The sequence below is a fragment of the Streptomyces sp. NPDC050617 genome (assembly GCF_040654795.1).
Taxonomy (GTDB): domain Bacteria; phylum Actinomycetota; class Actinomycetes; order Streptomycetales; family Streptomycetaceae; genus Streptomyces.
The window spans coordinates 209,932-236,918 of record NZ_JBFAIS010000009.1; the positions used below are offsets into that span (position 1 = coordinate 209,932).

General features: G+C 72.5%; 27 protein-coding genes. 13 read left to right on the top strand and 14 right to left on the bottom strand.

Features of this window, described 5'->3' with window-relative positions:
- Positions 1-74: 74 nt before the first annotated feature.
- Together AB0I49_RS15170 and AB0I49_RS15175 are read right to left on the bottom strand one after the other, a co-directional pair.
- On the bottom strand, positions 75-1,511 hold the full coding sequence (locus tag AB0I49_RS15170; protein ID WP_363227390.1) for a DUF3152 domain-containing protein: 1,437 nt from the start codon (positions 1,509-1,511) through the stop codon (positions 75-77).
- Entirely contained in the window at positions 1,504-2,502 is a 999-nt protein-coding gene (locus AB0I49_RS15175) for an alpha/beta hydrolase (RefSeq protein ID WP_363227391.1), read from the bottom strand. The genes AB0I49_RS15170 and AB0I49_RS15175 overlap by 8 nt, the downstream gene beginning before the upstream one ends.
- A 152-nt stretch (positions 2,503-2,654) precedes the next feature.
- On the opposite strand from AB0I49_RS15175, the gene AB0I49_RS15180 reads away from it, so the two are divergent.
- The 4 genes from AB0I49_RS15180 to AB0I49_RS15195 all read left to right on the top strand — a co-directional run bounded on the left by AB0I49_RS15180 (position 2,655) and on the right by AB0I49_RS15195 (position 4,600).
- Positions 2,655-2,894: a hypothetical protein gene (locus AB0I49_RS15180; RefSeq protein ID WP_363227392.1), complete on the top strand. Its 240-nt coding sequence runs from the start codon at positions 2,655-2,657 to the stop codon at positions 2,892-2,894.
- Between the two features lie 209 nt (positions 2,895-3,103).
- A complete protein-coding gene (locus AB0I49_RS15185) occupies positions 3,104-3,742 on the top strand; it encodes a TetR/AcrR family transcriptional regulator (protein WP_363227393.1) in 639 nt (212 codons plus the stop codon).
- A gap of 145 nt (positions 3,743-3,887) precedes the next feature.
- Positions 3,888-4,115, top strand: coding sequence for a DUF3107 domain-containing protein (locus tag AB0I49_RS15190; protein ID WP_363227394.1), 228 nt, complete (start codon positions 3,888-3,890; stop codon positions 4,113-4,115).
- Positions 4,116-4,333: 218 nt separating this feature from the next.
- The gene (locus AB0I49_RS15195; RefSeq protein ID WP_363227476.1) at positions 4,334-4,600 is read left to right on the top strand and encodes a hypothetical protein; all 267 of its coding nucleotides are present in this window, start codon (positions 4,334-4,336) and stop codon (positions 4,598-4,600) included.
- Between the two features lie 181 nt (positions 4,601-4,781).
- On the opposite strand, the gene AB0I49_RS15200 is transcribed toward AB0I49_RS15195, so the two are convergent.
- Positions 4,782-5,519, bottom strand: coding sequence for a ferritin-like fold-containing protein (locus AB0I49_RS15200; RefSeq protein ID WP_363227395.1), 738 nt, complete (start codon positions 5,517-5,519; stop codon positions 4,782-4,784).
- Positions 5,520-5,847: 328 nt separating this feature from the next.
- Here AB0I49_RS15200 and AB0I49_RS15205 point away from each other — a divergent pair, with 328 nt between their 5' ends.
- Together AB0I49_RS15205 and AB0I49_RS15210 are read left to right on the top strand one after the other, a co-directional pair.
- Complete coding sequence (locus AB0I49_RS15205) at positions 5,848-8,448, top strand: DEAD/DEAH box helicase (RefSeq protein ID WP_363227396.1); 2,601 nt, start codon at positions 5,848-5,850, stop codon at positions 8,446-8,448.
- Positions 8,449-8,578: 130 nt separating this feature from the next.
- Positions 8,579-9,445 (top strand): alpha/beta hydrolase, encoded by an 867-nt coding sequence (locus AB0I49_RS15210; protein WP_363227397.1) that lies wholly within the window; start codon positions 8,579-8,581, stop codon positions 9,443-9,445.
- A gap of 34 nt (positions 9,446-9,479) precedes the next feature.
- Here AB0I49_RS15210 and AB0I49_RS15215 read toward each other — a convergent pair whose 3' ends face one another.
- Complete coding sequence (locus AB0I49_RS15215) at positions 9,480-10,436, bottom strand: NYN domain-containing protein (protein WP_363227398.1); 957 nt, start codon at positions 10,434-10,436, stop codon at positions 9,480-9,482.
- Positions 10,437-10,640: 204 nt separating this feature from the next.
- On the opposite strand from AB0I49_RS15215, the gene AB0I49_RS15220 reads away from it, so the two are divergent.
- Complete coding sequence (locus AB0I49_RS15220; RefSeq protein ID WP_363227399.1) at positions 10,641-10,793, top strand: hypothetical protein; 153 nt, start codon at positions 10,641-10,643, stop codon at positions 10,791-10,793.
- A gap of 137 nt (positions 10,794-10,930) precedes the next feature.
- Here the strand turns inward: AB0I49_RS15220 and AB0I49_RS15225 are convergent, their stop codons facing one another.
- The 3 genes from AB0I49_RS15225 to AB0I49_RS15235 all read right to left on the bottom strand — a co-directional run bounded on the left by AB0I49_RS15225 (position 10,931) and on the right by AB0I49_RS15235 (position 13,383).
- A complete protein-coding gene (locus AB0I49_RS15225) occupies positions 10,931-11,536 on the bottom strand; it encodes a MarC family protein (protein ID WP_363227400.1) in 606 nt (201 codons plus the stop codon).
- 162 nt (positions 11,537-11,698) lie between these two features.
- Positions 11,699-12,574 carry a PHP domain-containing protein gene (locus AB0I49_RS15230; RefSeq protein WP_363227401.1) on the bottom strand — a complete coding sequence of 292 codons (876 nt, stop codon included), beginning with the start codon at positions 12,572-12,574 and terminating at the stop codon, positions 11,699-11,701.
- A 155-nt stretch (positions 12,575-12,729) separates the two neighbouring features.
- Positions 12,730-13,383: a DUF6758 family protein gene (locus AB0I49_RS15235; RefSeq protein WP_363227402.1), complete on the bottom strand. Its 654-nt coding sequence runs from the start codon at positions 13,381-13,383 to the stop codon at positions 12,730-12,732.
- Between the two features lie 221 nt (positions 13,384-13,604).
- Here AB0I49_RS15235 and AB0I49_RS15240 point away from each other — a divergent pair, with 221 nt between their 5' ends.
- Entirely contained in the window at positions 13,605-14,849 is a 1,245-nt protein-coding gene (locus tag AB0I49_RS15240) for an MFS transporter (protein ID WP_363227403.1), read from the top strand.
- 126 nt (positions 14,850-14,975) lie between these two features.
- Here AB0I49_RS15240 and AB0I49_RS15245 read toward each other — a convergent pair whose 3' ends face one another.
- On the bottom strand, positions 14,976-15,632 hold the full coding sequence (locus tag AB0I49_RS15245) for a suppressor of fused domain protein (RefSeq protein WP_363227404.1): 657 nt from the start codon (positions 15,630-15,632) through the stop codon (positions 14,976-14,978).
- Between the two features lie 454 nt (positions 15,633-16,086).
- Between AB0I49_RS15245 and AB0I49_RS15250 the strand changes: the two genes are divergently transcribed.
- Positions 16,087-17,199: a magnesium and cobalt transport protein CorA gene (locus AB0I49_RS15250; protein ID WP_363227405.1), complete on the top strand. Its 1,113-nt coding sequence runs from the start codon at positions 16,087-16,089 to the stop codon at positions 17,197-17,199.
- 38 nt (positions 17,200-17,237) lie between these two features.
- A complete protein-coding gene (locus AB0I49_RS15255) occupies positions 17,238-17,771 on the top strand; it encodes a hypothetical protein (RefSeq protein ID WP_363227406.1) in 534 nt (177 codons plus the stop codon).
- 93 nt (positions 17,772-17,864) lie between these two features.
- Here AB0I49_RS15255 and AB0I49_RS15260 read toward each other — a convergent pair whose 3' ends face one another.
- The gene (locus tag AB0I49_RS15260) at positions 17,865-18,596 is read right to left on the bottom strand and encodes a hypothetical protein (protein WP_363227407.1); all 732 of its coding nucleotides are present in this window, start codon (positions 18,594-18,596) and stop codon (positions 17,865-17,867) included.
- Between the two features lie 167 nt (positions 18,597-18,763).
- Between AB0I49_RS15260 and AB0I49_RS15265 the strand changes: the two genes are divergently transcribed.
- The 3 genes from AB0I49_RS15265 to AB0I49_RS15275 all read left to right on the top strand — a co-directional run bounded on the left by AB0I49_RS15265 (position 18,764) and on the right by AB0I49_RS15275 (position 21,837).
- Positions 18,764-20,068, top strand: a complete 1,305-nt coding sequence (locus AB0I49_RS15265) for a CBS domain-containing protein (RefSeq protein ID WP_363227408.1) — start codon at positions 18,764-18,766, stop codon at positions 20,066-20,068.
- Positions 20,058-20,549 carry a DUF1003 domain-containing protein gene (locus AB0I49_RS15270; RefSeq protein ID WP_363227409.1) on the top strand — a complete coding sequence of 164 codons (492 nt, stop codon included), beginning with the start codon at positions 20,058-20,060 and terminating at the stop codon, positions 20,547-20,549. The genes AB0I49_RS15265 and AB0I49_RS15270 overlap by 11 nt, the downstream gene beginning before the upstream one ends.
- A 127-nt stretch (positions 20,550-20,676) precedes the next feature.
- A complete protein-coding gene (locus AB0I49_RS15275; RefSeq protein WP_363227410.1) occupies positions 20,677-21,837 on the top strand; it encodes an Mrp/NBP35 family ATP-binding protein in 1,161 nt (386 codons plus the stop codon).
- A 95-nt stretch (positions 21,838-21,932) separates the two neighbouring features.
- On the opposite strand, the gene AB0I49_RS15280 is transcribed toward AB0I49_RS15275, so the two are convergent.
- The 5 genes from AB0I49_RS15280 to sigE all read right to left on the bottom strand — a co-directional run bounded on the left by AB0I49_RS15280 (position 21,933) and on the right by sigE (position 26,909).
- Positions 21,933-22,631 carry a hypothetical protein gene (locus tag AB0I49_RS15280; protein WP_363227411.1) on the bottom strand — a complete coding sequence of 233 codons (699 nt, stop codon included), beginning with the start codon at positions 22,629-22,631 and terminating at the stop codon, positions 21,933-21,935.
- Positions 22,632-22,747: 116 nt separating this feature from the next.
- Positions 22,748-23,203 carry a sec-independent translocase gene (locus AB0I49_RS15285; RefSeq protein WP_363227412.1) on the bottom strand — a complete coding sequence of 152 codons (456 nt, stop codon included), beginning with the start codon at positions 23,201-23,203 and terminating at the stop codon, positions 22,748-22,750.
- 150 nt (positions 23,204-23,353) lie between these two features.
- Positions 23,354-25,156, bottom strand: a complete 1,803-nt coding sequence (locus tag AB0I49_RS15290; RefSeq protein ID WP_363227413.1) for a trypsin-like peptidase domain-containing protein — start codon at positions 25,154-25,156, stop codon at positions 23,354-23,356.
- A 119-nt stretch (positions 25,157-25,275) separates the two neighbouring features.
- Positions 25,276-26,145, bottom strand: a complete 870-nt coding sequence (locus AB0I49_RS15295; RefSeq protein ID WP_363227414.1) for a zf-HC2 domain-containing protein — start codon at positions 26,143-26,145, stop codon at positions 25,276-25,278.
- Complete coding sequence (sigE, locus tag AB0I49_RS15300) at positions 26,142-26,909, bottom strand: RNA polymerase sigma factor SigE (RefSeq protein WP_363227477.1); 768 nt, start codon at positions 26,907-26,909, stop codon at positions 26,142-26,144. The genes AB0I49_RS15295 and sigE overlap by 4 nt, the downstream gene beginning before the upstream one ends.
- Positions 26,910-26,987: the final 78 nt, after the last annotated feature.

Consider the following 26,987-nt stretch of genomic DNA (forward strand, 5'->3'; position numbering starts at 1 on the left):
ATCCTGGACGAATATCCGTTCACTGGCAAAGGTGTCCCGCAATCAGAGACTCCTGGTCTCACATGCCGGGATTCCTACCCGTTGGGGTGCGGCCAGGGGTTGGCCCGGCAGGTCGCGCCGTCCAGCGTCAGGAACTTCGTCTGCTGCATCATCACCGGCGCGAGCGCGCCCTGCTTCGGGCACGTCTCGTGGTTGCGGCCGAGCCGGTGCCCGACCTCGTGGTTGATCAGCATCTGCCGGTAGGCGTGCATCTTGTCGTCGCCGTAGGTCACCGCGCCCTGCGCCCACCGATAGGCGTTGATCATGACGCGCTCGGTGGCCGCGGAGTCGCACGAGACGTTGTCCTGGGTGGTGTCCAGGCCCGACTTCGCACACCACTTCGCGGTCGTGCCGGGGCTGGCCAGGCTGATCACGAAGTCCGCGTGGCCGGACGAGACCCGCTCGAAGGTGCGCTGCCCGCCGTGGGCCCAGCTGCGGTCGTCGTTCAGGGTCTTCTGCACGGCCTCGGCGAACAGCGCGCCGTTCAGCCCGAGCCCCTTCTCCACGTCCACCCGGTAGCGCAGCACCTCGCCCTTGCCGGGCGCCTTGTCGTGCCCCGGCACCGGCTCGAACTCCCCGGACGCCTGGAGCTTCGCGTCCAGCGGGAACTTCCGCGCCATCTGGACCTCGTACGGGGAGTGGTCCGCGTCCGTGCCCGGCGGGGGCGCGGGCCGGCTCTTCGTGCGGGTCGCGGCGTCCGTGCGGGGCCGCTCGGCGCCGCCGGCCGCCTGCGCCGCGCCGCCACCGCCCTTGCCGTCCTGGTCGTGCGCGACCTGGCCGGAGACGGCCACGGCCAGCACCGCCGTCACGGCCGCGGCGGCGACGCCGGTGAGCGTACGGGCGAGACCGCCCTTGGCCGCTCCCGTGCGCCGCTCCGGCCCCCGGCTGGGCGGCACCGCCTGATCGGCCGGAACGGGCGGGACGCTGGGCCCGATGATCGGCCCGCCGGGCTTCGCATCGTCCTTCACCCTGTCGGGAGCTCCTGCGGCGAACACGTCGTCCTCGTTTCGCCGGTGGACCCCGTCGCGCGGGCCGTCCCCGTCGCGCCGGTGGTCCTGCTGGTCGACATAGTCGAATGCGTCGATGAACTCCTGGCGCGGGCGCGGCACCATGCCGGTCGCCATCGGGCCCTGCGGCTGCGGCCGCGGTCGCGGCTCGGGCCGCACGGCCCGGCCTCTGCCGAAGGCGGAGAACTCCTGCTCGCCGCCGCGCTGGTGCGACTCGCCGGCGGGCTCGCCGGCCTGCCGGCCGACCACCCCCCAGCCGCCGCCGGGCTCACGGACCTCCGGGTGGCCGGCGGGCCCTTCGCCCCGCCCGCGCGGCGTCGGCTCGCCGCCCGTACCGGTCCCGCTCCCGGCCTCGTTCCGGGGCGCTCTGCGGCGGCGCCCCGTGCCGGGGGCCGCGGGCGCCGGCGGCTGCGGGGTGTCCGCCGCCCGCCCCGCGCCGGGGTTGCGCGCGCTGTGTTTACCCATGGGGCGCCCCGCCCCCTCCCGTGCCGCGGGCGTGCCGCGCATCGACGTCGTCCAGCAGTTCCTCGAAGGCCCGCGCCACTGTCTCCGGCTCCTCCATCATCGCGACGTGTCCCGCTTCGACGAGCTCCAGCAGCCGCGAGTCCCGGAAGGACCTGCCGGCCCGGCGCGCCATGCGGAAACCGACCAATTGGTCCCGCATGCCGTAAACGAGCAGAGTGGGCGCGAGGACTCGCTCCGCCTGCCGCCAGAGGGAATGCTGCCCGCCGAGGGTATAGGCGTCGACGATGCCACGCGCCGAACGCATCATCACGTCCCAGAAGTAGGGGAGCCCGAGCCGCCGCTCGTATTCGGCCACGGCGTCCTCGAAGCTCTCCGCCGACACGCGCCGCGGGTCGCCGTAGCAGAGCGCGAGCACCTCGCGGGTGTGCCGCTCCGGGGTCCAGCCCTTGGTCGCGCGGATGAACAGCGGCATGATCCCCGGCACGGCCAGTATCGCCGTGGGCACGGCGGTGCGCTGCGGGCGCAGCTCGGGCAGCGCGGGCGAGATGAGCGTGGCCGTACGGACCAGGTCCGGCCGGACCGCGGCGACGCGGGTGGCGACGGCGCCGCCCAGCGAGTTCCCGAACAGGTGCACCGGGCCGCGCTCGCTCGCGTCGAGATAGCGGATGACGGCCCGCGCGTGTCCGGTGACGGAGTAGTCGCCGTCGTCGGGCGGCGGGGAGTGCCCGAACCCCGGCAGGTCGAGGGCCTCGCCGTCCACCCGGTGCGCGAGCCGCGCCATCAGGTCGGACCAGTTCAGCGACGAGCCGCCGAGCCCGTGCACGTACAGGGCGGGCGCCAGCCCCTCGGCCAGGGGCGGCCGGGAGCGGACGGCCAGGGTGAGGCCGGGCAGGGTCACGGTCCGCAACGACTCCCCGACGCCGCTTCGGACAGAGCCCCCGGGCGGCACCGTGGGGACAGTGCGGGCATCCGGCGACTCGGTCGAAGACATGCGGGCAATGTTACGAGACGATCACGCCGCAAGCCTGTGTGTCCGCCGTCACAGACCGCGTGGCGGACCGGACCCGCCTCTCCTAGGCTCGGACGCAGGGCGCTCGCCCGGCATCCCGTGTGAGAGGCGCGCACCTGGGAAAGGGGCCCACCATGCCTGTAGACCCGACCGACCCCGAAACCTTCGACGAGTACGACGACGGCGATGACGACGCCCCCGGCGCGTCGGAGATCGACGTCGAGGCCCCCGAAGCCGACGCCGCCGAGCAGCACACCGACCTCACCCAGCACCGCGACGGCCCCCTGACCGGAGTCGACACCGACGCGGCCGACCCCGGGGACGTGGCCGAGCAGGCCCGCGTGGTCGAGACCGACGAGGACGACTACCGGTAAACGTGTCGACCAGCGGCGGACGAGTACGACTACCGGTAACCGCCCGACCACGGACAAGAAAGACGCTTTGTCGGCAATCTCGGATTTGCCGATTTCCCACTGTGCTCAGAGCGTGAAATTCTCCGCCCGGACCGCGCGCCGGCCTGTTACCCAAAAGTACGATGGCGGGCGCGGTGCACACCGTGCACGGATTGATCTTGGGAGGCGGCGTGACAGCCATCGAGCAGACCGAGGCGCGCCCGCGGGGCACACGCCTGCCGCGCCGGGCCCGACGCAATCAGCTCCTGGGCGCGGCCCAGGAGGTGTTCGTCGCGCAGGGCTACCACGCGGCGGCGATGGACGACATCGCCGAGCGCGCCGGCGTCAGCAAGCCGGTCCTCTACCAGCACTTCCCCGGCAAGCTGGACCTCTATCTGGCCCTGCTGGACCAGCACTGCGAGGCCCTGCTGCACGCGGTGCGCACGGCCCTCGCGTCCACGACCGACAACAAGCTGCGCGTCGCCGCGACGATGGACGCCTACTTCGCGTACGTGGAGGAGGAGGGCGGCGCGTTCCGGCTCGTCTTCGAGTCCGACCTGACGAACGAGCCCGCGGTGCGCGAGCGCGTCGACAAGGTGTCGCTGGAGTGCGCGGAGGCGATCTGCGCCGTCATCGCCGAGGACACCGGACTCTCCAAGGACGAGTCGATGCTGCTGGCCGTGGGCCTCGGCGGCGTCTCCCAGGTCGTCGCCCGCTACTGGCTCTCCAGCGGGAGCACGGTGCCGCGCGACACCGCGGTGCAGTTGCTCACGTCGCTGGCCTGGCGCGGCATCGCCGGCTTCCCGCTGCACGGCACCGACGGGGCGTAGCCCCGGACGGGCCGCCGGGCGTTGATCCTCTGTTCGCTGCGGGCGTGCGGCCCGCGCCCCGCCACCCGCCCGTACCGGGCTAGTGTGTGCTGCGTACGGCGCGGCTGACCGCGTACCCATACTGACCATCGGAGGGACAAAAGCCGTGGAGGTCAAGATCGGCGTGCAGCACGCGCCCCGCGAGATCGTTCTGGAGAGCGGGCAGTCTGCCGAGGATGTCGAGCGCGCGGTGTCCGAGGCGCTGGGCGGCAAGGCGCAGCTGCTGAGCCTCGTGGACGAGCACGGACGCAAGGTCCTGGTGCCGGCCGACCGACTCGCGTACGTCGAGATCGGCGAGCCGACCGCCCGCAAGGTCGGTTTCAGCGCGCTCTGATCAGCGTTCGACGTTCGGCGTTCGACGGCGGGGCCCCGGTGGGAATCACCGGGGCCCCGCCGTTGTCGTCACCAGTACGAACACCGCCGCGCGGACCGGTTTCCGGCTCCCTGGAGGTGAAGGAACGGGAGAGGGTTGCTGGACTTGGCCCTTGGGTAAGACCGGCTACGACCGATTTGCACTTGTGCTTCGGCCGTAGCGGGAGGGATCGCACCATGATTTTCCTGGAAGCGTTCGGCTCAGTCCTCATTGGCTTCGCCATGGCCCTGGGCGCGGTGCGGCGCTTGCCCGACCGCTTCCCCTCCCGGCCCCTGACGCTCGCCACGGGACCGGTCGCGGCCCTCTTCGGCGCCCTGCTCGCACACGCTGTCCTCGGCCCCGGTCACGCGATCGCGACGCTGATCGCGGGAGCCGCGCTCGGCGTGGCGCTGCTGTCGCTGCTGCTGCGCCCCGCGAGCCGCGTCCGCCGATCAGTGACGGTCTGACGGGGCCGGCGACCGCCGGAGCGGAGCCGGCGCGTCAGGGCTCTCTCTCCCCGCTCCATCTGCAGCGACAGCTCCACCCGGGGCCGGGCACGTACGACCTCTGACCGCCGGACCGGCCGGCCCCCGACACCGTGATGGCAGGAGGCCGTGATGGCCGGAGGCCGTCATGCCGGGAGTCCGCTCAGGCGGCGAGGCCGAGCGCGGCCATGCGCTTGGTGTGCGCCTCGGTGATGCGGGAGAACATCTTGCCGACCTCCGCGAGGTCGAAGCCGTCGGCCACCCCGCCGACCAGCATGGTCGAGAGCGCGTCGCGGTCCGCGACGACCCGCTGCGCCTGCGAGAGCGCCTCGCCCATCAGCCGCCGGGCCCACAGCGCGAGCCGCCCGCCGACCCGCGGCTCGGCCTCGATCGCGGCCCGCACCTTCTCGACCGCGAAGGTCGCGTGCCCGGTGTCGTCCAGGACGGTCAGCACCAGGCCGCGCGTGTCGGAGTCGAGCCGGGCCGCCACCTCCCGGTAGAAGTCGCTGGCGATCGAGTCGCCGACATACGCCTTGACCAGGCCCTCCAGCCAGTCGGACGGCGCGGTCTGGCGGTGGAACTCGTCCAGCGCGGCGGCGAACGGCTCCATCGCGCCGGTCGGCTCGACGTCGATGGCCGCCAGCCGGTCGCGCAGCCGCTGGAAGTGCTGGAACTCGGCGGACGCCATCTTCGCCAGCTCCGCCTTGTCGCCGAGCGAGGGCGCGAGCTTCGCGTCCTCCGCGAGCCGCTCGAAGGCGGCCAGCTCGCCGTAGGCGAGCGCGCCCAGCAGATCGACGACGGCGGCCTTGTACTGCGGTTCGGCGGATGCCTGGGCCCAGTCCTGGGCAGCGATCCCGGTGTGTTCTTCGGCGGCGGCAGCGGCGTTGTCAGGCGTCTCCATGGACCGCACAATAGCCCGCTCGTCTGGAAGGGGAAGCCCCTGGTCAACCACGCGTACCCCACTCGTACAAAGGTTTGCCCCAACACATATGCACGATTCCGGGGTACAGTGGTATTGCGCCTGCCGAGTATCGGCGGGCCGTCCCTATGCTGTGTCTTCCGGAAGCAAGCCTCCCGGACTCCAGCGGATGCCCGGTCGGTGGCCCGATCGGCTTCCACCCGACCGCCCTCAGCGCGGCGCGTACGAGCTGTACGCACGCCAAGCAGGGAACCGCTCGCGGCACGTGCGCACGAGCGAAGGCAGTGGTCCCGCGTCATCCGGCCCCACCATGGCCGGTCCAGTACCCGGCGCGGTACGACCCCCTTCGCCGCCTCGCTCCGCGTCTCACAGAAGAGGCAAGATTCTGTCCACTTTCCGAGACCTCGGGATTCTTTCCGAGACGGCCGAGGCCCTGGAGGCCGTCGGCATCGTGTCCCCCTTCCCCATCCAGGAGATGACGCTCCCGGTCGCCCTCAGCGGCTCCGACGTCATCGGCCAGGCCAAGACCGGCACGGGCAAGACGCTGGGCTTCGGCCTGCCGCTGCTGGAGCGCGTCACCGTCCCCGCGGACGTCGAGGCCGACCGGGCCACGTCCGGGCAGCTGACCGACGCCCCGCAGGCGCTCGTGGTCGTCCCCACCCGCGAGCTCTGTCAGCAGGTCACCAACGACCTGCTGACCGCCGGCAAGGTCCGTAACGTGCGCGTCCTGGCCATCTACGGCGGCCGCGCCTACGAGCCGCAGGTCGAGGCCCTCAAGAAGGGCGTCGATGTGATCGTCGGCACGCCGGGCCGGCTGCTGGACCTCGCGGGCCAGAAGAAGCTCGACCTCTCGCACGTCAAGGCGCTCGTCCTCGACGAGGCCGACGAGATGCTCGACCTGGGCTTCCTGCCCGACGTCGAGCGGATCATCACCATGCTGCCGGTGAAGCGCCAGACGATGCTGTTCTCGGCGACCATGCCGGGCGCCGTCATCGGCCTCGCCCGCCGCTATATGTCGCAGCCCACGCACATCCGCGCCACGTCGCCGGACGACGAGGGCCAGACCGTCCGCAACACCACGCAGCACGTCTTCCGCGCCCACTCCATGGACAAGCCGGAGATGGTCGCGCGCATCCTCCAGGCCGACGGCCGGGGCCTCGCGATGGTCTTCTGCCGTACGAAGCGCACGGCCGCCGACATCGCCGACCAGCTCGCACGGCGCGGCTTCGCGTCCGGCGCGGTCCACGGCGACCTCGGCCAGGGCGCCCGCGAGCAGGCGCTGCGCGCCTTCCGCAACGGCAAGGTCGACGTGCTGGTCTGCACCGACGTCGCCGCCCGCGGCATCGACGTCGACAACGTGACGCATGTCATCAACTACCAGTCCCCCGAGGACGAGAAGACGTATCTGCACCGCATCGGCCGTACGGGCCGCGCGGGCAAGTCCGGTACGGCGGTCACGCTGGTCGACTGGGACGACATCCCGCGCTGGAAGCTGATCAACAAGGCGCTGGACCTGCCGTTCGACGAGCCGGAGGAGACGTACTCCACCTCCGAGCACCTCTTCGAGCTGCTGTCCATCCCCCAGGGCACCAAGGGGATACTGCCGCGCGCCGAGCGCACGCGGGCCGGGCTGGCGGCCGAGGAGATCGAGGACCTGGGCGAGACGGGCGGCCGCGGCCGTGGCCGCAAGCCCGTCGCGGCGGCGCCCGTCGCCACGGAGGAGCGCCCGGCGCGGAACCGCACCCCGCGTCAGCGCCGCCGCACGCGCGGCGGCTCGACGGTGGGCTCGGAGGCCGCGGCGTCGCCCGTGACCCCCGTGGCCGCCGAGACGGCTGTCGAGGCTCCCGGCGAGGCCGTCGCCGAGGGCGCGCCCAAGACTCCCCGGACGCCGCGCCGCCGTCGCCGCACCCGCACCGGTGCGGCGCCCGCGGCACCGGCGGCCGCTGCCACGGTGACCTCTGAGGCCCCTGCGCCCGCCGCTCAGGCCGCTCAGGCAGTGGACACGGTCGCCGCGAAGCCCGCCGCCGAGAAGCCGGCCGCCGCGCGGTCCGCTGCCGTACGGCCCGAGGCCGCTGCCGGCTCCGCCGCCGTGGAGGAGGCCGCGGTCAGGCCGCGCCGCCGTCGTCCGCGCGTCGCCAAGCCGGCGGTGGACGAGCCGTCCTTCGTCACGGTCGAGAGCACGATCGCGAGCATGGCCGCGGAGGCCGAGGCGAACGCCGCCAAGGCGAACCGCACGCGGACCGCGAAGTCGGAGGCCGCTGAAGCGGTCGCGACGGCCGAGGGTACGGACGCCGCCAAGCCCAAGCGCACCCGCACCACCAAGGCCAAGACCGCCGAGACGGCCGTGGACACGGTGGAGGCGACCGCCGAAGCCCCGGCGAAGCCCAAGCGCACCCGCACGGCCAAGCCCAAGGCCGACGCGGCGGTCGACACGGCGGAGGCCGCCGCCGAGGCTCCGGCGAAGCCGAAGCGCACCCGCACCGCCAAGGCCAAGACCGCCGAAGCGGCCGTGGACACGGTGGAGGCGACCGCCGAAGCCCCGGCGAAGCCCAAGCGCACGCGGACGACCAAGCCCAAGGCCGCTGCCGAAGCGGTCGTGGACACGGTGGAAGCGACCGCCGAGGCCCCCGCCAAGCGCACCCGCACCGCCAAGGCCAAGACCGCCGAGACGGCCGTGGACACCGCGGAGGCGACCGCCGAAGCCCCGGCGAAGCCCAAGCGCACGCGGACCGCCAAGCCCAAGGCCGAAGCGGCCGAGACCGCTGTGGAGGGCGCCGAGGCCAAGCCCAGGCGCCGCGCCACGCGGGCCGCGCAGCCGGTGTCGGAGGCGGGCGCGGACGCGGTCGCCGAGGCCCCCGCCAAGCCGAAGCGCACCCGCGCCGCGAAGCCCAAGGCGACGACCGAAGGCTGACCCGGTACGGCACCGCCGAAGGCCCGTATCCCCGAAATGCCGGGGAGCGGGCCTTCGCCGTGTCCGCGGCCGTGCCCTCCGGCGGGCGGCTGGCTGACGGCGGCGACGGGGCGGCGGATAGCCTCTGGGCATGAGCAGGCCGCCGATACTCACCTTGCCCGCGTGCGCCCGCGCGTACCGACTGAAGACCGGGCGCGGCGCGTTCGCCGTGTGCGACGCGCGCCCCCCGGCGGCCGAGCCGCGGGCCACCGCCCTGCTCGTCCCCGGGTTCACCGGCAGCAAAGAGGACTTCAACGCCCTGTTGGAACCGCTGGCGCAGGCCGGGTACCGGGTCGTGGCCGTCGACGGGCGAGGCCAGTACGAGAGCGAGGGCCCGGCCGACGAGGCCGCGTACGGGCAGGACGAGCTGGCGGCGGACGTGCACGCGCAGGCCGCGGCGCTCGGCGACGGCCCGGTGCATCTGCTCGGCCACTCCCTCGGCGGGCTGATCACGCGCGCGGCGGTGCTGCGCGACGCGTCCCCCTTCCGGTCGCTGACCATCATGAGCAGCGGCCCGGCGGCCATCGCGGCGGAGCAGCAGGCCCGTACGAAGCTGCTCATCGACGCCCTGTCCACGCGGGACATGGAGTCGGTCTGGCAGGCGATGCGCGCCATGGACCCCGAAAACCCCGCGGACGTGCCGGACGCCGCCGCGTCCCCGGCCCTGGACGAGTTCCTGCACCGCAGGTGGCTCGATACCGAGACGGCTCAACTCATCGGCACCGGGCGGCAGTTGCTCGGCGAGCCGGACCGGGTCGCCGAGCTGGCGGCGGTAGCGCTGCCGAAGCACGTGGTCTCCGGCGCGGTCGACTACGCCTGGCCGGTGCCGCTGATGGACGCGATGGCCGAGCGGCTGTCGGCGCGCCGCACGGTGATCGAGGGGGCGGAGCACTCCCCCAACGCCGAGCGTCCGAAGGAGACGGCGGCGGCACTGGCGGCGTTCTGGTCGCGGCACTGAATCCGCCCGGTACGGGCGGGGGCGCGGAACCGGTTCAGTACTGCGCCTGGAGGTGTTCCCAGAACCCGTCCCGCAGTGCCCGCCGCAGGTCGGCGTGGGCCCGTAGCGAGAGGCCGAGCAGCCCCTCGGCCTCCACGAGCAGTTCCTGGTCGACGGGGCCCGGCAGGTAGGGGTGGCCGGGCAGCAGGTCGGCGAGCGTTTCGCGGCCGCGTTCGCCGAGCCACCGCGCCGCGACCTGCGCGCCCACGAACCGCACCTCGTCGCGGCTGGGCGCCGGCCCGTCCCCGCCTCCGGCCGCCGCCCCCGGGTCGGCGGCGGCGTACGGCTCCTGCGGGCACATGCCCGTACGCCGTGCCACGTACGGTTTGCAGAATTCGAGGTCGAACGTGCGCTGGCTGTCGACCTCCCACAGCAGCGGCTCGGCCTGATTGCGCCCGCAGGCCGCCTCGATGCCCCACAGGTGGACGCGCGCGCCGTAGCCCTGCGCCGCCTCGACGGCCGAGACGAGGTCCTCGTCGCCGCCGATGAGGGCGGCGTCGCTGATGGCACGGTGCCGGGCGAGCGACTCCAGGTCGCTGCGGATGAGCGAGTCGACGCCCTTCTGCTGGTTGTTGGCGTTGAGGTTGCCGAGCCGCACCTTGACGTCCGGCAGCTCGGCGATGCGCTGCTGCTCCGTGGTGTGGATGCGGCGGCGCGCCCCGTCGTACCAGTAGACGCGCAGCAGGCGGCTGTCGGGGAATATCGTGCGCGCCCGGTCGATGAAGGCTTCGATCAGCCCTTCCGCGTCGAGTTCGAAGGCGCGCCGGTCCTCCGTCCCGGCGACGAGTCTGCCCGCGGCGGCGTAGACGTAGCCGGCGTCCACGAAGATCGCGTGGGTGGAGGGGGTGGTCGCCACTTCCGCGAGTACGCGGGTGAGGAGCTCGTTGGCGCGCTCGATGCCGGTGGCGATGGCGGTGAGGTCGATAGGCCCCGAGGGCTGGACGTCGTTCATACGCGCCTCATTGTCCGGGGGCCCGCGCGGCGGGCACAACCGGCCGCTTCACCAGCAAATACTTAGGCTCCCGAAAATTTTCTTTAGCGTAGGGAATCTTTTCATAGTGCACCTCGTTGTACCCACCAGGAACGAGGCGCACTGTCGCGCCTCGCACTCTTACTCATCAGTTCTCCTCAGGAGGATCAGACGAAGGGAGAAGCCATGCGCTTCGAGATCATGCGACTGGACGATGTGGACGGCAACGCCGTAGACAGCACCGTCGTGGACGCCGCCTCCGTCAATCGGATCGTGCAGCAGGCCGCAGCGATCGGCCAGCGCATCTACATCCGCCCGGCCGACACCGCGGTCCGGTAACGCCTTACGCAGTACCCCTATAACGCCGAGCGCCCCGTACAGAAGGTACGGGGCGCTTCGTGGTCTCCGGGGGCGCGGAGCCGTACACCTCATCATGAGGTGTGCGCGCACACGCCGGGGACGGCGGGCGGGCGCGGCTACACGCCCTGCACGACCTGGGTGACGCCGTTGATGATCTGCTGCACCGCGAGCGCGGAGAGCATCATCCCGGCGAGCCGCGTCACGAGCACCACGCCGCCGTCCTTGATCACCCGGATGATCAGCAGCGAATAGCGCATCACCAGCCACAGCACCACGTGCATCGCCGCGATCGCGGCCCAGACCGAGATCTGCTCGCCGACGCCGTGCGCGTGCTGCACGGCGAGGATCACCGAGACGATCGCGCCGGGCCCGGCCAGCAGCGGCATGCCCAGCGGTACGAGCGCGACGTTGACGTCCTTGGTCTGCGTCGGCTGCTCGGACTTCCCGGTCAGCAGGCTGAGCGCGACCAGCAGCAACAGCAGCCCGCCCGCGATCATCAACGCGGGCGGCGTGATGTGCAGCCGGCCCAGGATCTGGTGGCCGAAGAGCCCGAAGACGGCGATGACGCCGAACGCGACCGTGGCCGCCTGCCAGGCCATCTTGCGCTGGATCTTGGCGGGGCGGCCGGAGGTGAGGGCGAGAAAGATGGGCGTGATGCCGGGCGGATCCATGATCACAAATAGCGTGACAAAAAGGGACCCGAAGACAGCAAAGTCGAACACAGTGATGGCCTTGCACGAGGTACGAGTGAGGGGGGGAGGAAGGTGTCGGGGAGAGCGGACGGCGCTACGAGCCCACAGCGGCGCTACGAACCGCCCGGCCGTACATACGGCCGCTCGCGGATTCGGTTACGGACTCGGGTTCGGACTCCGCGTCGTACGGACTCAGCCGCCCGCGCCGGGCACGGGGAAGGCCCCGGTCGCGCGGCGCGTGATCTCGCCGTAGATCTCCGGGTCGGTCGTGAACTCGCCGAGCTCACACGCCTTGCGGCTGCCGTGGTAGTCGCTGGAGCCGGTGGTCAGCAGCCCGAGGTCGGCGGCGAGCCCCCGCAGCCGGGCGCGGGTCGGCTCGTCGTGGTCCATGTGGTCGACCTCGATGCCGTCGAGGCCGGCGGCGGCCAGTTCGGCGATCGCGCTCTCCGGTACGCACCGGCCGCGCTTGAGCGCCATCGGGTGCGCGAAGACGGTGACTCCGCCCGCGGCCTTGACCAGGCGGATGGCCTCGAAGGGGTCGAACTCGTACTTGTCGACGTACGCGCGCCCGTCGTTCGCGATCCACTGCGGCGTGAAGGCGTCGGAGACGCTGTCGACGACGCCCAGCTCGACGAGGGCCGCGGCCACGTGGGGCCGCCCGACGGCTCCGTCGCCGGCGATCGCCGCCACCCGCTCCCAGGTGATGGGGACGCCGAGCTCCTGGAGCTTGGCGACCATGCCCTGGGCGCGGGGCACCCGGCCGTCGCGTACGAGCTCCCGCTCACGCCACAGTTCGGGCTCGCGCGGGTCGAAGAGGTAGGCGAGCATGTGCATGCCGATGCCGTCGTCGTCCGGCGACTCGACGGCCCAGCGGCAGGAGAGCTCGGCGCCGGTGACCAGGGTCAGCCCGGCGGGCAGGGCCGCGACGGCCTCCGCGTAGCCGCCGACGCTGTCGTGATCGGTCAGCGCCACGACGTCCAGCCCGGCCGCGGCGGCGTTGCGCACCAGCTCGGCGGGGGTGTCCATGCCGTCCGACGCCGTGGAGTGGGTGTGCAGGTCGATGCGCACGGCACGGCTCCAGACTCGGCTCGGGACACGGAGGGGACCTGATCAGGATAACCGCCGTTCGAACACGGCCGCGCCAAACGCCCGCGCCCGCCTCGCCGCACGCCCCGTGCGCGCCCCCTGTACGTACATACCGCTACCCCGCGCGGACGCGCCCGTCAGCGGGGGTCGGGCGGCGCGATGACGCGCGGCGACAGCGCGCCGCACGGCAGCAGATCGACCTCGGCGCCCGCTTCGCGCAGGTCGGTGAGGACCAGTTCGTCGTACATCATCAGCCCGGACCGCTCCGGCCAGACCACCGCCCACAGCCACAGCCCGCGCGCCTCGCCCGCGAAGACCGCGCGGTCGTCGGGCGCGCCCTCGACATGCCAGAGCGGGGTGGGCCGGCCGGCCGCCAGGACCTTGGCGTCGGGCGGGCGGTCGACGCACATGTGCGGGCCAGGGTCGGGGCCCGCGATACCGGCGTAGCGCGCGCCGAGGCCGACGCCGAGCTCCTCCGCCACGAGCACCAGCTCCCCGGGGCCGCCGAGCGGGCCGGGGCCCGAGCAGGCCACCGCGGTGGCACGACCGCCGCCGCGGTCGTCGCCCGCGCAGGCCACTCCGGTGAACAGCCAGCCGACGGGCAGCGGCCATGGCATCCAGACGGGCACCCGGGCGCGGTTCACCACGACGGCCAGCGCCTCGACGCTCGGCGGCACGACGGGCTGGAGGGGGTGCACGGTGCCGTGCACTCCGCACTGCCAGGTGTCGGCAAAGAGACCGGGCGCTCGCACCCGGCCACCGCACTTCGGGCAACTGGGTTCGCCCCTCATAAGGACCAACGGTCCTCCCCGGTGGTCGCCGCGTCAAGGACGATCACCCACTGATCACCCGGCCGGGCGTCGGCCACCCGCGAGAACTAGATGCTAGTTGCATCTATTAGCGCGTCTAAGTTATTGTGTGTAAACGTCAACGATCTCCGCGGAGACCGCGCACACCACATCGGTCACACGCCGGACACGCATCGACGCGCCCGGAGAAGGGTGGGGCACGCATGAAGCAGCACAGTGCCGAAGAGGATCCGTTCGACGAGGGCGCGACCAGCCTGCTGCGCCAGCCGAAGGCCGTCTGGGCCACGGCGGGCGCCTCGGTCGTCGCCTTCATGGGCATCGGGCTCGTGGACCCGATCCTCCCCTCCATCGCCAAGGGCCTGGACGCCTCCCCCAGCCAGGTGTCCCTCCTGTTCACCTCGTACTTCCTGATCACCGCCATCGCGATGCTCGTCACCGGCTTCGTCTCCAGCCGCATCGGCGGCAAGAAGACGCTGCTCGCGGGCCTGGCGCTGGTCGTCGTCTTCGCCGCCCTCTCCGGCACCTCCGGCTCCGTCGGCGAACTGGTCGGCTTCCGGGCCGGCTGGGGCCTCGGCAACGCGCTCTTCGTCTCCACCGCCCTCGCCGTCATCGTCGGCGCGGCGGCAGGCGGCAGCGCCGCGGCCATCCTGCTGTACGAATCCGCCCTCGGGCTCGGCATGGCCTGCGGCCCGCTGGTCGGCGCGATCCTCGGCGACATGAAGTGGCGCTACCCCTTCTTCGGCACCGCCGTGCTGATGGCCGTCGGCTTCATCGCCATCACCGCGTTCCTCAAGGAGCAGCCCAAGCCGGCCCGCAGGACATCGCTGCTGGACCCGGTCAAGGCGCTGGGCCACCCCGGACTCGCCTCCGCCGCGGCCTCGGCGTTCTTCTACAACTACTCGTTCTTCACAGTGCTGGCCTTCACGCCGTTCGTGCTGAACATGTCGCCCTACAAGTCCGGCGGCGTCTTCTTCGCCTGGGGCGTGCTGCTCGCGGTCTTCTCCGTGCTCGTCGCCCCGCGGGTCCAGGCCCGCTTCGGCTCGCTGAAGGTGCTGGGCGCCTCACTGGTCCTGCTCGCCGTGGACCTGCTCTTCCTCGGCTACGGCGACCACACGGCGGCCATCGTCTGCACGATCGTCTCCGGCGCCTTCATCGGCCTGAACAACACCGTCTACACGGAGCTGGCGCTCGGCGTGTCGGACGCGCCGCGGCCGGTGGCGAGCGCGGGCTACAACTTCGTGCGCTGGTTCGCGGCCGCCGCGGCCCCCTTCCTCGCGCCGAAGATCGAGGGCTGGACGGACATCCACATCCCGTTCGTGGTCGCCGCCGCCACCGCGGTCGTCGGCGCCGGGATCGTCTGGGCCCGCCGCCGCCCGCTGACCGTGGAGGCCGAGGAGCTGGAGCCGGCCCACGCCACGGAGGACAGCGTCTCGGTCTTCGCGAGCTGAGTCACCGCGAGCCGGGTCCGAGCGGGGTCCCGCCTACCGGAACCCCGCTCCCCCATCACCGCCCCGCCGCGCCGGTCTTCCCCCACCGCGCGGCGGGGCTTCCGCGCCCACGAGGATGAGCGGGCGTCAGTCCCCGAGCGGGACGCCCGCGCGCAGCGGGTCCCGCAGGTCCGTGCCGTGCCGGAGCCAGCGCTCCTCCAGCGCCGCCGCGCCGTGCACGCGCTTCCAGGCCGCCTCGTTCGCCGTCATCGGCAGCAGCGGCAGGAAGGCCACCGGAGACATCGGATCGTCCAGTTCCAGGTCCGGCACGAGCCCGCCGCCCGCTCCGACGAGTACGGACGTGAAGGGCGCACCGGGCCAGAGCGGCTCGCCGGTGTCCAGGGAGCCGCCGGGGGCCACGACAACGCCCTCGACCTGCGGCGACGCCGCGAGGACGGCCAGCGGGCGGAGCACCCGGTCGGTGTCGGCGCGGCCCGTGCGCACGGAGAGCACCAGCTCCGCGCGGGGCCCGCGGACCTGGTCGGCGAGCATGTCGGCGGGGTCGGCCATCGGCTGGGCGGACATCCCGAGGGTGGCGTAGCGGACCGTGACGCCGCCGTCCGACCCCTCGTCCCCGGTTCCGGCCCCGGCTCCGGTTCGCGCTTCGGTTCGCGCTTCGTTTTCGGCCACGAAGCGCAGCACCTCGATGCGGTCCGTTCCCAGGAAGGTCACCGCGGCCCGTGCGTCCGGTTCGCCCAGCGCCGTACGCAACCGGGCCTCGACCTGCTGAAGAACGTCTGCCATGGAGCGAGCATAGAACGCGTATCGAACGGGCAAAGGCGGACCGGGCCCCTTGCCGCGGCTGCTAGCCTGGCCGCTGGTGTCAGGGAGTTACGTCAGTCCCCCAACGGGGACCGGCCGGAGGAGGTGGGGCTGCGGTGGGTGATCCAAGTCGACCGTGCAGTACCGACAGTTCTCCCGTTCTCCCGCTCGGTATGCGTCCCCCGGTGATCTGAAGCCTTCCGTACCCGGCTTCTCAGTACTCAAACACCGGAAGTCCTTTCGCGTCCGCAGCACTTGACGGAAGAGCGCCTTCGTCTCGCTTGTTCCGTGTTCCCCGCGAACTGCCGACAGCCTCATCGCACGGAACGCCGCCCGCTTCGCGGACGTGGCCTCGATTCCAGGCCGCACGTCCACGTTCCGGGCCGCGTTGCGCTCCGCGCCCGTCGCTGCCGGCCGGCCCGTGAAGGAGTCAGCCTTGTCGATGATTCGCGACCTGCGCGCAGCCGTCCGCCCCGCCCTGCGGCGCGGCCACGCCGCGTACGACTACGACACCACCCGCGACCCGTCCGCCAACAGCGCCGTCATCGACTGCGCCGTGTACCGCGACGGCCGCCGCGTCAGCGAGCCCGTCAGCCCCGCCGAGGCCATGCGGCGGGTGCGCACCGAGAACGGCGGCGGCTTCGCCTGGATCGGGCTGCACGAGCCCACCGAGCGGGAGTTCTCCGGCATCGCCCAGGAATTCGGGCTGCACCCGCTCGCCGTCGAGGACGCCGTCCACGCCCACCAGCGCCCCAAGCTGGAGCGGTACGACGACACGCTGTTCACCGTCTTCAAGACCATCCACTACGTCGAGCACACCGAGCTCACCGCCACCAGCGAGGTCGTGGAGACCGGCGAGGTGATGTGCTTCACCGGCCGGGACTTCATCATCACCGTGCGGCACGGCGGCCAGGGCTCGCTGCGCGCGCTGCGGCACCGGCTGCAGGACGACCCGGAGCTGCTCGCCAAGGGCCCGTCGGCGGTTCTGCACGCCATCGCCGACCAGGTCGTCGACGGCTATATCGCGGTCGCCGACGCCGTGCAGGACGACATCGACGAGGTCGAGATCGATGTGTTCTCGGCCCCCGCCAAGGGCAGTTCGCGGGGCGGCGACGCGAGCCGGATCTACCAGCTCAAGCGCGAGGTGCTGGAGTTCAAGCGGGCGGTCACCCCGCTGATACGGCCCATGCAGGTGCTCAGCGAGCGGCCGATGCGGCTGGTCGACCCGGACATCCAGAAGTACTTCCGCGACGTCGCCGACCACCTCGCGCGCGTGCACGAGCAGGTGGTCTCCTTCGACGACCTGCTCAACTCGATCCTCCAGGCCAATCTGGCGCAGGCGTCCGTGGCGCAGAACGAGGACATGCGCAAGATCACCTCCTGGGCGGCGATCTTCGCGGTCCCGACCATGATCGCCGGGGTCTACGGCATGAACTTCGAGCACATGCCGGAGCTGAAGTGGAAGTACGCCTACCCGGCCGTCATGATCGTGACCGTCGTGATCTGCTTCACGATCCACCGCGGCTTCAAGCGCAACGGCTGGCTCTGACGGACCCGCTGTCGGCGCCCCCGCATAAGCTGGCGCGTATGACGCAGACGCGGGCGCTGATCGAAGAGGCCACCAAGAAGTCCGGCCTGGTCTGGGTGCGGGGCGCCGAGGCCGGGACCGCCGCCAGGGCGCTGTGGCACGTATGGCACGAGGGCGCGCTGCACCTCGTCGGCGACGGGCCGGGCGAGCAGCCGCTCACGGGCCTCGGCCTCGCCGACGGGGCCACGGCGAGCGTGACCGTCCGCAGCAAGGACAAGGGCGGGCGGCTCGTCGAGTGGACGGCCCGCGTCAGCGAGCTGGCCCCCGGCGGCGATGCCTGGACCGCGGCCGTAGCGGACCTCAAGGGCAAGCGCCTGAACGCGCCGGACGCCGACCGCATCGAGGAGCGCTGGGCCCGCGAGTGCCGCGTCCTGCGGCTGGAACCGTCCGGGGAGACGGCGGAGCTCCCGGAGGGGTCGCTGGCGGCCGCTCCCGTGCCTACTGGCGCTACGACGCGCCGGCCCGTGCCGGCCGGGTTGCCGAAGCTCTTGGCGCGGGGCGCCCGCAAGGCCCGTAAGGCGCGCCGCCGATAGCCGGCTCGCTGCCCGTAGCCGGGGAGCTGCTCCGGACGGGATTCGCGCCCGTAAGAGACTCGGGAAGCTGCGCGAGCCGTTCGGCGGACGCGCCTAGTCTCCTCGTGGAATCTTGTGGCCGTAGTCGACCATCTGGTCCTTGGACGGGGCCGCCAGGGCGAAGTCCTTGTCCCAGTCGGCCAGCTGGACCACTCCCGCCCCTCCGGCCCGTTGCAGGCGCAGCGGATACGGCGTGCCCTTGAGCGAGACGTCGAGCGTGCCGCCGCTGCCGCCGTCGCCGCTGACGCGGATCGTGCGGGTGCCGGCGATGGAGCCGTGGTCGCCGCGGGAGAGCTTGCCGTGCAGGCCCAGGACGCCGTCCAGCAGGACGGCCTTGTCGGTGAAGCCGCTGAGCTCCTTGTACGAGGGGTCGCCGGACGGGACCTTCACATACTTGGCGTCCAGCTTGTCGGCGGCGGAACCGCCGCCCTTCTGGTCCTGCTGCCCCTTCTGGTGCGACCAGAAGGCGGCATCGGCCTTCAGGTACAGATCCCCGCCGACGCGCAGCAGTTGGAACGTGCTGGCCTCGCTGGCGACCTTGCCCGAGCCGCCGTTCTTCTTGAGCCGCATGTCGAGCTTGTACGTATGGCCCCGGCTGACCAGATTGCCGGTGAGGTGCACCGCGCTCGCGCCCTCCGCCGCCGTGCGCGCCTTGGCCGCGATGGCCGGCGCCTCCAGCTTGCCCACGCCGTTCGTCCCCGCGTCGGGGTCCTCGGCGCACCCCGCGAGCGCTGCCGCCAGGCTCGCGCACATGGCCCCCACGAGAGCCGCGTTCCGGGTTCGCACGTCTGCTCTTGCCTCCTGATGCCGATGCAGTACGGAGCGTACCCGTGCCGTCCATGGGCAGTCGTCAGGAACCGTACGGCCGCCGTCCCACGGCGGTACGCACCAGGTCACGCTAGCCTGAAACTGACATTGAGCCAGATACAACCGGATACGAGGAGGAACACGACATGGCGTCTGGCGCCCCCAGGGTGTTCATCTCGCACCTCTCGGGAGTCGCCGTCTTCGACCCCAACGGCGACCAGGTGGGACGGGTCCGCGATGTCGTCGTCATCCTGCGCGTCGGCGGGCGGCCGCCGCGCGTGCTGGGGCTCGTGGTGGAGGTGGTCAGCCGGCGCCGGATCTTCCTTCCCATGAGCCGGGTGACGGGCGTCGAGTCCGGGCAGGTCATCACCACCGGCGTGGTCAATATGCGGCGCTTCGAGCAGCGCGCCTCCGAGACCCTCGTCCTCGGCGAGCTGCTCGACCGCAGGGTGCGGCTGGTGGAGAGCGGGGAGGCCAAGGAGGAGGTCACCGTCCTGGACGTGGCCATGGTCCAGCTGCCGGCCCGCCGGGACTGGGAGATCGACAAGGTCTTCGTGCGCAAGGGCAAGGGCGGCGCGCTGCGCCGCCGGGCGGAGGCGCTGACCGTCGAGTGGTCGGCCGTCACCGGTTTCTCCCTGGAGGAGCACGGGCAGGGCGCGGAGAACCTGCTCGCCGCCTTCGAGCAGCTGCGCCCGGCCGACCTCGCGAACGCCCTGCACCACCTCTCCGCCAAGCGGCGCTCGGAGGTGGCCGCGGCGCTGGACGACGACCGGCTCGCGGACGTGCTGGAGGAGCTGCCCGAGGACGACCAGGTGGAGATCCTCGGCAAGCTCAAGGAGGAGCGCGCGGCCGACGTGCTGGAGGCTATGGACCCCGACGACGCCGCCGACCTCCTCTCCGAGCTGCCGGAGGAGGAGAAGGAGCGGCTGCTGACGCTGATGCAGCCGGGCGACGCGGCGGACGTGCGGCGGCTGCTGTCGTACGAGGAGCGGACCGCGGGCGGCCTGATGACCACCGAGCCGATCGTGCTCCAGCCCGACGCCACCGTCGCCGACGCCCTGGCCCGGGTGCGCAACCCCGACCTGTCCCCCGCGCTCGCCGCCCAGGTGTACGTCTGCCGGCCGCCCGACGAGACGCCGACCGGCAAGTACCTGGGCACCCTGCACTTCCAGCGGCTGCTGCGCGATCCGCCGTTCACGCTCGTCAGCTCGATCGTGGACAGCGATCTGCTGCCGCTGCCGCCGGACACCCCGCTGACCGCCGTCACCAGCTATCTGGCGACGTACAACATGGTCTCCGCCCCTGTCGTCGACGAGAGCGGCTCGCTGCTGGGCGCGGTGACCGTCGACGACGTCCTGGACCATCTGCTGCCCGACGACTGGCGGGAGCGGGACCTGCACGGCCCGCCGGGCGCGGAGTTCGAGCCGGAGGGGGCCGACGGTGAGCGGTAACCGCCTGGACCAGCCCAGGGACCGGCGGCGGAGTCTGCTGCCGGCCTACGACCCGGAGGCGTTCGGCCGGTTCTCGGAGAAGATCGCGCGCTTCCTCGGCACCGGCCGCTTCATCGTCTGGATGACGGTCGTCATCATCCTGTGGGTGGTGTGGAACACCTCGGCCCCTCCCCACCTGCGGTTCGACCGCTACCCGTTCATCTTCCTGACGCTGATGCTGTCGCTGCAGGCGTCGTACGCGGCCCCGCTGATCCTGCTGGCGCAGAACCGGCAGGACGACCGGGACCGGGTCAATCTGGAGCAGGACCGCAAACAGAACGAGCGCTCCATCGCGGACACGGAGTATCTGACGCGCGAGGTGGCCGCGCTGCGGATGGGGCTCGGCGAGGTCGCGACGCGCGACTGGATGCGCTCCGAACTCCAGGATCTGCTCAAGGAGATCGAGGAGCGCAGGCCGCGGGAACCGGACCCGGAACGCTGACCGGCGGCGGCGCTGCCGAGGCCGTCGCGACGGCCGCCGCGGCGGCTCCCGCGGCCCCGCTGTGACCCCGCCCACCGACGCCCGCCCGTGCTCCACCGCGCGCCCGTACCGCCGTACCATCGTCGGTATGGCTACCGACACGCCCCAAGGCTCCGCGCCGAGCGAGGACGCCGTACGCGCCGCGCTCGCGACGGTGAACGACCCCGAGATCCACCGCCCCATCACCGAGCTGGGGATGGTCAAATCGGTGGAGATCGCGGCGGACGGCTCGGTCGCGGTCGCGGTCTATCTGACGGTCTCGGGCTGTCCCATGCGCGAGACGATCACCTCGAACGTGCGGGAGGCCGTCGCCTCCGTCGAGGGCGTGCGCGACGTCGCCGTCGAGCTGGACGTGATGAGCGACGAGCAGCGCAAGGAGCTGGCGTCCGCGCTGCGCGGCGGCACCGCCGAGCGCGAGGTGCCGTTCGCCCAGCCCGGCTCGCTCACCCGCGTCTACGCGGTGGCCTCCGGCAAGGGCGGCGTCGGCAAGTCCTCGGTGACGGTCAACCTGGCGGCGGCGATGGCGGCCGACGGGCTCAAGGTCGGCGTCGTGGACGCGGACATCTACGGGCACTCGGTGCCGCGCATGCTGGGCGCGGAGGGCCGCCCCACCCAGGTCGAGAACATGATCATGCCGCCGTCGGCGAACGGCGTGAAGGTCATCTCGATCGGCATGTTCACCCCCGGCAACGCCCCCGTGGTGTGGCGCGGGCCGATGCTGCACCGGGCGCTCCAGCAGTTCCTCGCGGACGTCTTCTGGGGCGACCTGGACGTGCTCCTGCTCGACCTGCCGCCGGGCACCGGCGACATCGCGATCTCCGTCGCGCAGCTGGTGCCGAACGCCGAGATTTTGGTCGTGACGACGCCGCAGCAGGCCGCCGCCGAGGTCGCCGAGCGGGCCGGTTCGATCGCCGTGCAGACCCACCAGAAGATCGTCGGCGTGGTCGAGAACATGTCCGGGCTGCCCTGCCCGCACTGCGACGAGATGGTGGACGTCTTCGGCACGGGCGGCGGCCAGCGGGTCGCCGAGGGGCTGACGAAGACGACGGGCACGCAGGTGCCGGTGCTGGGCTCGATCCCGATCGACGTGCGGCTGCGCGAGGGCGGCGACGAGGGCAAGCCGGTGGTCCTGACCGACCCCGAGTCCCCGGCGGGCAGCGCGCTGCGGACGATCGCGGGCAAGCTCGGCGGCCGGCAGCGGGGGCTGTCCGGCATGTCGCTGGGGATCACCCCGCGCAACAAGTTCTGAGCGGACGACGGTAAGGGGCGGCACCCCATGGATGCCGCCCCTTACCGTTGCCGTGTGCTCCCCGGCGGCGGACCGCCGACGGCTCCCGTACGCGCTCAGTGCTCGTACGAGGCGATGTCCTTGATCACCGAGAAGCCGAGCCCGTACGCGCTCATGCCGCGCCCGTACGCGCCCACGTGGACCCCGTCGCCGGTCGATCCGGCCAGCACCCAGCCGTACTCGGACTCGCGGTAGCGGAAGTCGGTGGGCGCGCCGTCCACGGACAGCGACAGCAGCGACCAGTCCGGGCCCTCCAGGGCGTCGGCCAGCTCCCAGGCGATCGCCGTCTGCTGGTCCAGCCAGTCCTGGCGCAGCCCGCGCTCCATCTTCGCGGGCCAGGTGCACGCCAGCAGCCCGGAACCGGCGAGCCAGGCCGCGGAGGAGACCGAGGTGGCCTCCAGCACGCCCGTACCGTCCGCGCTGCGCCGCACCGGGCGGTCCGCGATGGTCACCACGACCGCGAATCTCTGCCGGTCCGGGCTCTGGTCCAGGCGCAGCGAGGGCTCCTCGCCGTGGCCGACGGAACCGTGCTCGACCGTGTCGTCCGCGGCGGTGCCGACCTGCATCAGCCAGCGGGGCCCGGTATACGCGTCGTCCAGGCCGTACCAGGGGAACGAGGCCAGCAGATACCCGCCGACGGACCGCCGGGCTCGGGACGCTCCTCCCGGTGCTTCCCGCGCCGCCGGCGCGACCTCACCGTCGAGCGCCTCGGCCGTACCGGCTCCCTGCGCCTCTACCCGACTCGTCGTCTCCATCTGCGCGGCGCCTCCTCATTACCCCGTTGTCGCGGACGAGCCGCCTCCTCGAACGACGTCGTCCCGGACAAAGGGAGGATAGCCATACTGGCCCGTCCCGTAGGCCATACGGGGTATCAGGTGGCGTCGGGGTCGAAGGGCGGGCGCTCGTCCGGGGCCGGCTTCTCCCGCTTCTTCAGCAGGTCGGGGCCGCCGGCGGGGGCCGACGGCGAGGCGGAGGGGGCGGCGGGCGGCGGCGCGTCCTCCTCGCGGCCGTGCACGGCGTCCGTGACCTCGGCCATCTCCTTGCGCAGGTCGAAGCCGTTACGGATCTCCTTGAGGCCCAGCTCGTCCTTGTCCAGGACGTGCTTGCGCACGAACGTCTTCGGATTGAGGTCCTCGAACTCGAAGTCCTTGAACTCCGGCCCCAGCTCGGAGCGGATGTCTTCCTTCGCGCTGTCCGAGAACTCCCTGATCTTCCGAATGGTCCGCGAGACGTCCTGGATCATCTTCGGCAGCTTGTCCGGGCCGAAAATGAGCACCGCAAGGATGACGAGCGCGACCAGCTCTAGGGGTCCTATGTCGAAGAACACCTTGCAGCTCCTTGATACGTCTGTGGCCGACGGGCCAGGCCGCCTATCACGGTACCTGCCTGCGTGCGCCGTTCGGGAGACACCCGGACCAACATCAGGCCAAAGCTCGGGCCGAGCGGGCCGCACGGGCGGCCCGCCGGGGCTCCGAAATCAGCTGCCACTGGCGGTGCCGAGGGTCAGCCGGACGGTGCGGGCAGCGCCGTCGTGCTCGACGGTGAGGGTCAGCGCGTCCCCGGGACGGTGACTGCGGATCTTGACGATCAGCTCCTGGCCGCTGCGCACCGGCGCGCCGTCCAGCTGGGTGATGACGTCTCCCGGCTTGAGGCCCGCCTTGTCGCCGGGGCCGTCCGGGGTGACGGCGGGGCCCTTGACGCCCTTGGAATTCACCCGCGCGCCCGTGCCGGAGTAGGCCATGTCGATGGTGACGCCGATCACGGGGTGGGCGGCCCGGCCCGTGTTGATCAGCTCCTCGGCCACCCGGCGGGCCTGGTTGATCGGTATCGCGAAGCCCAGGCCGATGGAGCCGCCCTGGCCGCCGTCGAGTCCGGAGCCGTTGCCCACGGAGCGGATGGCGCTGTTGATCCCGATGACGCGCGCCTTCGCGTCCACCAGGGGGCCGCCGGAGTTGCCGGGGTTGATCGGGGCGTCGGTCTGCAGGGCGTCGACATAGCTGGTGTCGCTGCCGTCCTGCTTCTCGCCGCCGGCCGTTATCGGCCGCTCCTTGGCGCTGATGATCCCCGACGTCACCGTGCCGGCCAGCTCGTACGGCGCGCCGACGGCGACCACCGGGTCGCCGACCTGCGCCGAGTCGGAGTTGCCCAGGGCCAGGGGCTTGAGGCCGGTGACTCCGGAGACCTTGATGACCGCCAGGTCGTAGCCGCTGTCCCGGCCGACGACGGTCGCCTTCGCCGTCTGGCCGCCGCTGAACGTCACCGATATCTCGCCGTCGTCGCCGGCCGGTTCCACGACGTGGTTGTTGGTGAGGATGTGCCCCCGCTTGTCCAGCACGAAGCCGGTGCCGGTGCCCTGCTCGCTGGCGCCGCGCACGTGGATCGTCACGACGCCGGGCAGCACGGCCGAGGCGATGCTCGCCGTCGAGCCGGGGGCCCGGGCGGCCCGCTCGGCCGACGCCTGCGGCAGGCTCACATCGGTGACGTTGCCGTTCCGCTCCAGATACGCCCCGATGCCGCCGCCGATCCCGCCGGCCACCAGCGCCACCACGACGACCGCCGCGGCCAGCCGGCCCCGCCCCCACGGCTTGCCCTCCGGCCGCTCGGGACGCGGCTCGCCCCAGGGGTCGTACCCCTGCCACTGCGCCGGCGGCGACGGCGGTACGTACGCACCGCCGTACCCGCTGACGTGGGGGCTGTGCTGCCCGTACGAGCCGGACTGCCCGTACGGGCCGTCGACGGGAGCCGCCGTCGGCCGCTGCACGGGCGGCGCGGGCGCCCAAGGCCCGGGGCCGCCGTACGGGGGCGTCCCGTAGGGATCGGGGTCGTGCAGGGGCTTGTCGGGGACGGCCTGCCCCGCGGCCGGGAGGGCGACGGTGGGACGGTCGTTCTCGGGCCGGCCGGCAGGCGCCTGCCCGGCCACCGCGGCGTGCGGGGCTCCCGGCACGGGCGAGGACGGCCCGGCTCCGGGCTGTCCCGGCTCGGGCTGCCGGGCGGAGGCCCGGTCCTCGTCGGCCGCAGGCGCGGTCGTCTCGGAGGGCCGGGCCGTGGCGGGCTGCCCGCCCGCCGGGGAATCGGTTGCCGGAGCCACCGACTCTGGCCGCGACCGGTCCGAGGACGGCTCGCCGACAGCGGCCGTGCCGGCAGGCGGAGCGGCGTCTGCCGTGACGGCAGGCGGCGCGGCCGCGGACGCCTCGTCGCCCGGCGCCTCCGGGGCGCCCATGGCCTGCTGCGGACGGCTCCACCACTTCGGCTGGGGCCCGGGGGCCTTCGCGTCGTCCATGTTCTCCCCACAGTTCACCTGCGACCCGGCGCGGGCCTGTCGGTCGGTCGCATGGACCGCCTGTCGCATGGCCCACCTGGAGATTCAACCAGGTCGGCGCGGGTTCGCGCAGGGGGCCGTCAGCGGTGCGGGGTCAGTGCGGAGGCGGCGTCGGCGGTGAGCAGCCGACTGGCGGCGTCGGACGGCGGCGGGGCGGCCGGGGCCTGGACGGGGGCGGGGACGTCGGACGGGCCCGACACCGGCGGCTCGGCCGCCGTGGCCGGCCGTACGAGCGGCGAAACCGTGCTCCCGGAGCGCGGGGGCGCCGCGAACGGGCCCATCGGCGGCTGCGCGTGCGCCGTCGTCGTCGGGAACGACGACGCGTACCGCTCCCCCGGCGCGCTGAACATGGAGGGCCGGTCCCGCGAGGCCGCCGCGAGCCCGATCTCGCGCCGCGTGCCGTCGGCGTTGAGCGTCCCGAACGACGGCGTCCCCGGCGCGTCCGACCGGGCGCTCGGGGTGTCCATGGCCGCGTCCAGCGGCAGCGCGCCGCCGAGCGCGAACGCGGCGAGCGAGACCGCGCCGGCGGCGGCGAAGGCGAAGCGCCGGCCGCGCGGTCCCGGCCGCTCCACCTCGTGGATGCGGAAGCCGCGCTCACGAGGCTGCGGGGCGATCCCCGGCAGCAGCGTCAGCGTCTCGCCGACCGCGCCGAGGTCGCCGTCTCTTCCCGGGCCGCCGAACGGCGGCCCGCCCCTGTCGTCTCCGGGTCCCCCGCCGGGCAGGCTCTGGAGCCGCGCGAGGAACCCCGCCGAGGGCGGCGGCGCCGCCGTCTCGGCGAACACGCTTTTGAGCCGACGCTGCGCGTCGGCCTCCGCTTTGCACTTTCCGCACGTAGCCAGGTGCGCGAGCACCCGCTCCCGAGAATCGTGCCCCAACTCCCCGTCGACCAGGGCCGCGAGGCGGTCGCCGAGATGTTGCTCGGCGGGGGACTGACCGCCTGATCCGGTCACGCGATTTCTACCTCCCCACTCAGCGGAGCCACGGTCGCGACGGCACGCTGCTCGGCCCGAGCGGCGGGCGAGCGGTGCTGAAGGGCCTTGCGCAGGTGCGAGCGGCCGCGGTGGATGCGGCTGCGCACGGTGCCGAGCTTCACGCCGAGGGTGGCGGCGATCTCCTCGTAGGACAGCCCTTCGATGTCGCACAGCACGACGGCCGCGCGGAACTCCGGCGCGAGCGTGTCCAGCGCCTGCTGGACGTCGGCGTCGAAGTGGGTGTCGTTGAAGTGCTGCTGCGGCGAGGGCTCGCGACTGGGGAGCCGCTCCGCCGCGTCGTCACCGAGCGCGTCGAAGCGGATGCGCTGCCGGCGGCGGACCATGTCGAGGAACAGGTTGGTGGTGATGCGGTGCAGCCACCCCTCGAACGTCCCCGGGGTGTAGGTGGACAGCGAGCGGAAGACGCGGACGAAGACCTCCTGCGTGAGGTCCTCGGCGTCGTGCTGGTTGCCCGTGAGCCGATATGCGAGGCGATAGACCCGTGCGCTGTGCGTGCTGACGATCTCCTCCCACGTGGGAGGGGTCCACGCCGGCGCATCCGCATCGGTGGCGAAAGTCGCGGTGGCTGCGGAGTTTGCGGTGCGGGAACGGTCAGCGGTGTTGGTCACGGATTTCGGCTCGCCGGAAGACCTCCGGAAGCGCCTCAGCACTCCCCTGCGGTCGCCGGCCGAAGCCGCACCTCCCCTATCGGCTCTGGCGGTGTCCAGTAGAGCCCCTACCATATCCACCTCGCCCGTTAGCTCCGGATAAGCATTTTTGACCTGCATTTGGCCCAGGTTCATCGGCTTCCCCCACCCCTT

Coding starts and splice junctions, on each gene's coding strand:
- AB0I49_RS15170 (WP_363227390.1), bottom strand. CDS start 1,511: ATGGGTAAACACAGCGCGCGCAACCCCGGCGCGGGGCGGGCGGCGGAC.
- AB0I49_RS15175 (WP_363227391.1), bottom strand. CDS start 2,502: ATGTCTTCGACCGAGTCGCCGGATGCCCGCACTGTCCCCACGGTGCCG.
- AB0I49_RS15180 (WP_363227392.1), top strand. CDS start 2,655: ATGCCTGTAGACCCGACCGACCCCGAAACCTTCGACGAGTACGACGAC.
- AB0I49_RS15200 (WP_363227395.1), bottom strand. CDS start 5,519: ATGGAGACGCCTGACAACGCCGCTGCCGCCGCCGAAGAACACACCGGG.
- AB0I49_RS15205 (WP_363227396.1), top strand. CDS start 5,848: ATGGCCGGTCCAGTACCCGGCGCGGTACGACCCCCTTCGCCGCCTCGC.
- AB0I49_RS15210 (WP_363227397.1), top strand. CDS start 8,579: ATGAGCAGGCCGCCGATACTCACCTTGCCCGCGTGCGCCCGCGCGTAC.
- AB0I49_RS15215 (WP_363227398.1), bottom strand. CDS start 10,436: ATGAACGACGTCCAGCCCTCGGGGCCTATCGACCTCACCGCCATCGCC.
- AB0I49_RS15220 (WP_363227399.1), top strand. CDS start 10,641: ATGCGCTTCGAGATCATGCGACTGGACGATGTGGACGGCAACGCCGTA.
- AB0I49_RS15235 (WP_363227402.1), bottom strand. CDS start 13,383: ATGAGGGGCGAACCCAGTTGCCCGAAGTGCGGTGGCCGGGTGCGAGCG.
- AB0I49_RS15240 (WP_363227403.1), top strand. CDS start 13,605: ATGAAGCAGCACAGTGCCGAAGAGGATCCGTTCGACGAGGGCGCGACC.
- AB0I49_RS15245 (WP_363227404.1), bottom strand. CDS start 15,632: ATGGCAGACGTTCTTCAGCAGGTCGAGGCCCGGTTGCGTACGGCGCTG.
- AB0I49_RS15255 (WP_363227406.1), top strand. CDS start 17,238: ATGACGCAGACGCGGGCGCTGATCGAAGAGGCCACCAAGAAGTCCGGC.
- AB0I49_RS15265 (WP_363227408.1), top strand. CDS start 18,764: ATGGCGTCTGGCGCCCCCAGGGTGTTCATCTCGCACCTCTCGGGAGTC.
- AB0I49_RS15275 (WP_363227410.1), top strand. CDS start 20,677: ATGGCTACCGACACGCCCCAAGGCTCCGCGCCGAGCGAGGACGCCGTA.
- AB0I49_RS15280 (WP_363227411.1), bottom strand. CDS start 22,631: ATGGAGACGACGAGTCGGGTAGAGGCGCAGGGAGCCGGTACGGCCGAG.
- AB0I49_RS15290 (WP_363227413.1), bottom strand. CDS start 25,156: ATGGACGACGCGAAGGCCCCCGGGCCCCAGCCGAAGTGGTGGAGCCGT.
- sigE (WP_363227477.1), bottom strand. CDS start 26,909: ATGGTAGGGGCTCTACTGGACACCGCCAGAGCCGATAGGGGAGGTGCG.